This is a genomic window from bacterium, from assembly GCA_028820935.1.
Taxonomy (GTDB): Bacteria; Actinomycetota; Acidimicrobiia; order Spongiisociales; family Spongiisociaceae; genus Spongiisocius.
Map to the genome: position 1 here is coordinate 54,883 of JAPPHZ010000016.1, position 7,610 is coordinate 62,492.

7 protein-coding genes are annotated in these 7,610 nt (G+C 62.4%); all 7 read right to left on the reverse strand.

From position 1 onward, the window contains the following. Nucleotides 1–9: 9 nt before the first annotated feature. Complete coding sequence (locus OXM57_03335) at nucleotides 10–1,662, reverse strand: DUF885 domain-containing protein (protein ID MDE0351705.1); 1,653 nt, start codon at nucleotides 1,660–1,662, stop codon at nucleotides 10–12. Nucleotides 1,663–1,713: 51 nt separating this feature from the next. Beyond that, nucleotides 1,714–2,571: an amidohydrolase family protein gene (locus tag OXM57_03340; GenBank protein ID MDE0351706.1), complete on the reverse strand. Its 858-nt coding sequence runs from the start codon at nucleotides 2,569–2,571 to the stop codon at nucleotides 1,714–1,716. 183 nt (nucleotides 2,572–2,754) lie between these two features. Continuing rightward, nucleotides 2,755–3,975 (reverse strand): amidohydrolase family protein, encoded by a 1,221-nt coding sequence (locus tag OXM57_03345; protein ID MDE0351707.1) that lies wholly within the window; start codon nucleotides 3,973–3,975, stop codon nucleotides 2,755–2,757. A 45-nt stretch (nucleotides 3,976–4,020) separates the two neighbouring features. Then, complete coding sequence (locus tag OXM57_03350) at nucleotides 4,021–4,416, reverse strand: PPOX class F420-dependent oxidoreductase (protein ID MDE0351708.1); 396 nt, start codon at nucleotides 4,414–4,416, stop codon at nucleotides 4,021–4,023. A gap of 63 nt (nucleotides 4,417–4,479) precedes the next feature. Further along, nucleotides 4,480–5,379: an ABC transporter permease gene (locus OXM57_03355; protein MDE0351709.1), complete on the reverse strand. Its 900-nt coding sequence runs from the start codon at nucleotides 5,377–5,379 to the stop codon at nucleotides 4,480–4,482. Continuing rightward, nucleotides 5,372–6,310 carry an ABC transporter permease gene (locus OXM57_03360; protein MDE0351710.1) on the reverse strand — a complete coding sequence of 313 codons (939 nt, stop codon included), beginning with the start codon at nucleotides 6,308–6,310 and terminating at the stop codon, nucleotides 5,372–5,374. Before OXM57_03360 ends, OXM57_03355 begins: the two co-directional genes overlap by 8 nt. After that, nucleotides 6,307–7,266, reverse strand: a complete 960-nt coding sequence (locus OXM57_03365; protein MDE0351711.1) for an ATP-binding cassette domain-containing protein — start codon at nucleotides 7,264–7,266, stop codon at nucleotides 6,307–6,309. The genes OXM57_03360 and OXM57_03365 overlap by 4 nt, the downstream gene beginning before the upstream one ends. Nucleotides 7,267–7,610: the final 344 nt, after the last annotated feature.

The window sequence follows — 7,610 nt, forward strand, 5'->3', positions numbered from 1 at the left end:
AGTACCCTCCTACGTTCCGGGTCTCTGATCTCTGTCTCCCGTTAACTCTTCCGCCAGGAAGGAAAGCGGGACAGAGCCGTACGACAGCAGTCGATCATGGAAACTCCTCAACGAGGTGCCGGTACCGCACCGTGCTCGCAGATCATGTATGGCGGTCCGACCCATGAGGTAGGACGAAGGGTACGTCGGATTGTTATACCTGATGTATCTGGTGATCTCGCCTTCAGCCATATGCCGATCAAGAGCGACCTCTTCCTCCAAGAGCCTGGTCGCTTCAGCCAGGCTCATATTCCTCGTATGGAGGCCTGTATCGATGACCACGCGAACGGAACGCCAGAGGGCATTACGCAGCTTGAAGATCTTGACCGCCGGGTCGTCGAACAGGCCGGTCTCGTCCAACAGATCCTCCGTGTAGAGGCCCCAACCCTCGGTAAAGAGTGGAGACACGAAGTACGTACGAATCGGCGACGCCTTCGTCGCCAACTTGTGATGGACTCGCTGGAGATGGTGTCCGGGATAAGTCTCGTGGCCTGCGATCGATTCGCAGAACGCATAGCAGTTATCTCGCATGTGCTGGGACCGGCGGTGGGAAGGCGCGTCCGGATCGATGGGCGTGATCAGCCATTCGCTGACCAGACCGGGTTCGAAGTTAGGGCTTGGTGACATGACAGCAATCGGCAAGCCGACCCGCAAGTAGTCGGGCAGCCATCGGACGTGACACACCTCGTCGTCGGGTATCGAGATCAGATCCTTGTCCACGCAGTGAACACGAGCTCGCTCCATCTCGTTTGCGTAGGCATCGGCAAACCCCTCCGGGCGGGGATGGCGCTCCTTGACCCGGCTCACCTGTTCGGTCCAGTGAGTGTCCGGGTCCAGGGCTCCGGCGTAGTCCTCCAATCGAGCACGATCCCCCTCCACTTGGTCCCTCCCCCACTCGAACAGCTCGGAGTGGTCGAGCGGGACGCCGTGATACGTGCGGAGGAGGAAGTCGAAGTACGCCGTACCTGCCCGGAAGCTCCCGCCAGCTGTGCCTCGGATCTCACTCATTGATCCGGAGAACGCTGCCACGGCGTCTGCCGCTCTCCGGGCAGCAGCCGAAAGCTGAGACGCTATGCAGCCTTCCAGCTGACTCGCGAACACCGGGACCGATGTCCCGAAGAACGTCTGGAGGCCGTCGGCCACCCTGATGGTCATATCGACGTACGGCTCGGGAAAGTCCGATGGCACGATGAGGCGCTGTACCGATGCCAGATACGCAGGGATTGCCTCGAGCCTCGTGAGAAGGGATTCGGCCCGCTCCTGGACGGCCGCGAACGGCCGCTGCATGAGCACGGAGGCCCCGGTGCCGAGTCGTTCCAGATGCCAGTACGGCGCCCGCTCCCAGAACCGTGTCTCTACCAGTTGGCGTGCCTTCACTTTGGCATCGACGATGGCGACGGACGCATCTAGTTGGCTGGAGAAGGGCAAGGAGGAAAGGTCGACGCTCTCCAGACGAGCGACGAATCCATGCAGATCTCTCAGGTAGTCATCAGCGACCTCGGGTCCGAACATGCCGAGTTCCGAGTCCCACGTGTGTACGCCCAACTGCGTGGCCGCCACCGGATCGGCTCGGAGCACCGTCTGCACATAGTCGGCAATGACCTGATCTAGCGTTTCCGTCAACAAGACCTCACAGTTGGAGACCGCGAGCCGCGGCCGGATCTTCGTGCCTAGCTAGAGGCCGAGAATCCGTGCGGCGTTCTCTCCCAGAGCCCGATTGAGTATCTCGTCCGAGTCGAATGGCAGCGCTCGGAACTGCTCGACACTCTGCCCGAAGGGCCTCACCGGGTAGCTGCTACCGAACAGCAGGTTGTAGCTCATGAAGTAGTTCGCCGATCTCACGTACTCGTGAGCGCCGGGAGTGTTGGGCATGTTCAGATAGAAGTCCGGTATCAGGTGGACGTTGTTGGTCTGGAAGACCACGCTGCAGGCCAGTGTGGTCCAGGGCCAATTGGCATGTGGTACCACGATTGTCAGGTCTCGGAAAGCGAGCGCCACACGCTGGACGTGGATAGGGTGGCAGTACGACATGTCCGGACCCAGGAAGATGCTGCTGGTGAGGGACACGATGAGGCCGAGATCACTGCATAACTGGTACAGCGGCATCAATTGCGGGTCATCGTTATGCAATGGCGGATCAGAGAACCCGTTGTCGAAGGAAATGCCCCGGAGTCCTAGACTGTGGCACTTCTCGATCTCTTCCAGAGCTTCCTCGCCTCGGGAGCCATCCACACCCCCGAAGCCGACGAACCGCCCGGGATACTCCTCGACTATCGCTGCGACCGTCTCGCTGCTGACGCTGCCAAAGGGTGGTGGTGACTGCCGGCCGTGGACGACGCCTACGTCGATACCCCCCTCATCCATTTCTGAAATGAGATGGGTCATGGATAGCTCAGAACGCGACTTGTATTCCGGCAAGTCGAGCGAGAGGCCGTGCTGCGTGACAGGATCCGGGTTGGGGTCGCGAGGGCTGAAGATGTGCAGATCCTTGAAGCCCCTGTAGGGGGGTCGTATCCTAAAGTCGACAATCATTAGAGATCCTTCCTGCGCCGGCAAGGCCGTACGAATCTGGCTGTGCAGCCCCAACCGTTGTTTGGTGTGAGGCTACCAGGATGCTCGGTGCTGAGGCCCTGCGTGCGGCCCGTTTCTCACCACGGAAAACCCCTGACGAAAGAGGGTTGTCGTCTGTTGTGGTGGTTGCCGGACAGGGAACCCTCAACGCTTCCAGGACGGCGCCCAGTGATCGCTGCCCTCTCCCCTGAGAACACGGCCGAACGCCATAACCAGAACCGGATCACGCAGTACCTTCGGATCATCGAGAGGGGACCCTTCGGTAAGAACGAGGTCGGCGGCGGCACCGGGCTCCGGCAGGCTTTGCGACCCGAGACCATTGAGTTCACGACCGCCGATCGTGGCAGCGTGCAGCACGGTCAGCCTGTCGACGCCCACTTCCTCCAGGAGTTCCATCTCCCGGTGCAGGCGAGGCCCGACCGGGTTCAGGTCCGCGCCGACGGCGATCCGCACGCCGGCTTCCAGGCAGGCCCGGAGGCCCTCCCGGTGCTTCCGGATAGAGGCCGCCGCCCGATTTGCAGCGTGTGACGGCCACCCGTCTTCAGCTATGAAGGAGGAGTCGTGAGTCACCCCGATCGTAGGCACAAGCCAGGTTGACGATTCCGCCATCACAGCAGCTGCCTTCTCGTCCAACGCATAGCCGTGCTCGACCGAACGCCCTCCCAACCTGGAGAATCGCACCGCTTGATCACTCCCACCACAATGGGCGGCCACGGGAATACCGCGCTGGTTCGCCGTCGCCATCAACGCCTCCAGTTCCTCGTCAGAGAACTGGCCCCCGTCCACGGTCTCGTGCTCGCTGTAGAGGCCCCCGGTCAGCGACGCCTTGATCCAATGGGCACCACGTGAGATCTGGCGGCGAACAGCCCGTGCCACCTCGGCCGGACCATCCACTGTCAAGAATCCCTTCATGCGAACGTACTCACGGGGATACGCCACCCCATGGCCACCGGTGGTCTTGAGGGAGCAGCCGGCGCCGCGGAGTCGGAGGCCCGGCGGAACACCCGCCTCGTAGGCGCGGCTCAGTGCCAGATCGATGTCGTCACACTCCCCGAGCGCTCGCACACCCGTGATGCCCATCCGGGCCGCTTGTGCGAGGTTCACACCCGCCCGGATGGTACGGGCGGCCGGCGCCTCGAAGTAACCCTGGGCGTCCGGGTCGTACATCAAGCCGCCGACGTGGGCGTGGCAGTCCCACAGGCCGTACATTCCCGTCAACCCGGATGCGTCAATTGTCAGGTCTGCTGCTTCGCTCGAGGGCTCCGCTATAACGCCACCACGGACAAGGAGATCCCTCGTGCTGTACTCGCCCGACGACGTGTCCAGCCAGCTAAGCCCCCTGATCCTTACCGACGATGTCTCCATCTCTCCACCACCCTCCTTTCCTCGCCCAGCCGGCTACGTCCTATATCAGCCGCCGGGCCCCGAAGGAGTCGACAAGGGGCGGATCCGGAGGATGACGCGCTCGCTCTCGATGATGCTGCTGTCGTACAGCCGACCGAAGTACTTGAAGGCGAGCTTGTCGATGTGTTGCCTGGCCCGGCTTCCCCCAATCGTCTCGATCACTCTTCCCCTGACCTCGACATACTCGTACGGATCGTCGTGCTTCCAGATCGTCACCGTCACCCGCGGGTCTCTCTGTATGTTCTTGAACTTCTGACGGTGTGTCTCCGTATTGATGAGCAGCACCTCATCATCACAATCGACCCACATGACCTGAGTGGCCGGATGGCCTCCCGGCAGCATGGTCGTGAGGACCGCGAAATTCGGACCCTCTGCGAACTCCTTCGCCTTCTCGCTAAGCACCGGAGCCGTCTCCCGCTCGAGTAGCCCTGCCCCGCAGAGCCGGCCCCACCTCGCGCTCCATGCTCACACCGCCTTGGCAGATCTGCTGTCGAAGGCGTCGCGCAGGCCGTCACCGACGAAGTTGAAGGCCATCACCGTGAGGAAGATCGCCAGACCCGGGAAGACCGTCAACCACCATGAGATCTGCAGGTATTGCCTCCCGTCGGCGAGCATCCCGCCCCAACTCGGAGTCGGCGGCTGTGCTCCCAGGCCCAGGTAGCTCAGAGCCGTCTCGAGCAGGATGACGAAGGAGATCGAGAGCGTGGCGATCACGATCAGCCCGTCGGAGATGTTGGGGATGATATGGCGCACGAATATCCGGACATCGGACGCGCCAGAAGCCAGAGCGGCCTTCACATAGTCCCTATGTTTGAGCGACAAGACCTGGCCTCTCACGTACCGGGCGGTGGTCCGCCAGTAACTCAGGGCTATGAACAGCACCGTGTGTCCCGTTCCGGCGCCGAACAGGGCCACGAGCATGATCAGGAGGAAGAGCGGAGGCATCGCCATCAGGAGGTCGACTATCCGCATCAAAGGACCATCGAGCAGGCGGTAGTAGGCCGCGAGGATGCCGACGGTGGTACCTATGAGGATGATCAGTGCCACCGTGGCGAAGGCGACAAGGAGCGACACCCGTGCGCCGTAGATCATCCGGCTGAAGCTGTCTCGGCCGAAGGCGTCGGTCCCCAACAAGAACTCACTGCTCGGGGGCTCCAAGCGCCTCGGCAGGTCCTGGACCACAGGATCGTACGGCGCTGCCAGGGGCGCGAGTATCGCAACGATGATGAGAACGGTGAGAAAGGCCATCGCCACGACCGCGGGACGGTTCCGGCTGTACCGCCATGCGATCCTCCTGAACCGGCTCCCGGAACGTACCTGACCGTGAGTGGCAGCTGCTGGACTGGCCAAGCGCTCGCTAGACATAACGAATCCTCGGATCGATGTACGTGTACAGGATGTCGACGATCAAGCTGAAGATCATCACGAACGCCGCCGTGAAGATGGTCAGGCCCAGGATGACGGGGTAGTCCTGGCGGATCACAGCCTCCCACGCCAGTTGGCCCAACCCCGGCCAGACGAAGATCGTCTCCACCACGATCACGCCCGAGAGCACTCGAGCCATGGACAAGCCGATGACGGTGACCAAGGGGAGAATGGCTATGCGCAGAGCATGATGGATCGTGATCCGACTCGGCGTCAATCCCTTGGCCGCGGCGGTCAGGATGTAGTCCTCCGCCAGGGAATCCAGCATGGACGATCGCACGACCCGGGCATACCAGGGCACCGCTGAGAGCCCTAGGACGGCCACCGGCATAACAAGGTTGAGGGGGGCCGCGAAGAGGCCTTCGCTTCCGGTCCCGAAAGCGGGTAGCCATCCCAGGTGTACGGAGAACGTCAGCATGAGCAACAGTGCGAACCAGAAGTCAGGCATCGACAGACCGAACAGGGTGGCGGTCGTTATCGAATGATCGAGTCTCGAGTTCCGTCTGAGCGCGGAGACCACGCCGGCCGGCACGGCTATCACCACCGAAACGGTCAGCGCGAGCAGCTGCAACTGCAGGGTGGGCCACAGCCGAGAGAGAATCACCTCTGTGACGCTGACCCCGTATGAGAACGTCTGTCCGAAGTCGCCACGTATCGCGGCCCCCAGCCAGGTGAGGTACTGCCTGACCGGAGGTTCGTTCAGCCCGAGCTTCTCGCGAACTGCTTCGGCCTGCTCTTCGGTGTAGTGGTCGGTGAGATAGAAGCTCTCGGGACTGCCGGGCGCCAGGTGCATCATCGTGAAGATGAAGACGCTCAGCAGGACGAGCAACGGGATGATCTGCGCTATGCGATTGACGATGAAGCGGGTCATCGGTGGGCTCCGCTCGCCTGTAGTTCCGGGAAGTGGCAGGCGCTCGGGTGCCCGACACCGAGGGTGTCCACCAGTTCCGGAGAAACCTCTGCACAGGTCGGCTCCGCCTTCCAGCAGCGAGTACGGAATCGGCATCCCGAGGGCGGGTCGGCGGGGTCGGGTATCTCCCCGGTGAGGATGATCCTCTCATCGCGGTCGTCGGCCTTGGTCGGGTCCGCACTCGGTATCGCGCTCAGCAGGGCCTGGGTGTAGGGGTGGGTTGGCTGGCTGAAGACCTGGTCCACGGTGCCATACTCGACGATCCTGCCCAGGTACATCACCGCGATCCAATCGGAAACATGATGCACGACCGCGAGATCGTGGGCGATGAACAGATAGGCCAGCCCCATGGCCTCCTGGAGGTCCCCGAGCAGATTCGTGACCTGGGCCTGAACCGAGACATCCAGAGCACTGACGGGTTCATCAAGCACCAGGAGCCTTGGCTCGAGTGCCAAAGCCCGGGCGATACTGATGCGCTGCCTCTGCCCTCCGGAGAACTCGTGGGGGAACCTGGCCGCGTCGGCGGCGTTCATCCCCACCTTCTCCAGTAACTCGTGGACCCTTCTCTCGCCCTGGCCTCTACGACCGTAGGAGCCATATACCCGCAGGGGCTCGGCGATGATCTCCTTCACCGTCATCCTGGGGTCCAGGGACGAGTACGGATCCTGGAAGACGATCTGCATGTTCCGACGGATGGGCCGCATGCTGCGCCGGGACAGATCGGCCAACTCCTGGCCGTCAAACACGATGCTGCCGGACGTGACGTCCAGCAGCCGGGTGACGCACAGCGCCGTGGTGGACTTACCGCTACCGGACTCGCCGACCAGCCCGAGCGTCTGCCCGGGATAGATCGAAAAGCTCACGTCGGTAACCGCCTGGATCATCGCCTCCGGGCGCCCGAAAAGGCCCTTACGCACTGGAAACGTCTTCGTCAGGTCGCTTACAGTCAGGAGCGGGGAGCCCGAGCGCGGACCGGCCTCTCCGTTGACTGCTTCAGCGCGATACGAGCGACGTTCCATCGGCACTTGCTTCCTAGTGGTCTGTCTGTGGAATGGCGGTGTGGTATGGCGTCGGCAGCGGTGTTCCTCGCAAGGCCCGCTGACGAAGGCGTACCCGCAGCGGTACGTCAAGGAAGCGGAACACAGCGACGGGACACCGATGACCGCCAGAACACACCAAGCTGTTTCGCAGACAGACCACTTTCGCGTCTGTCTGTGGAATGGCGGTGTGGTATGGCGTCGGCAGCGGTGTTCCTCGCAAG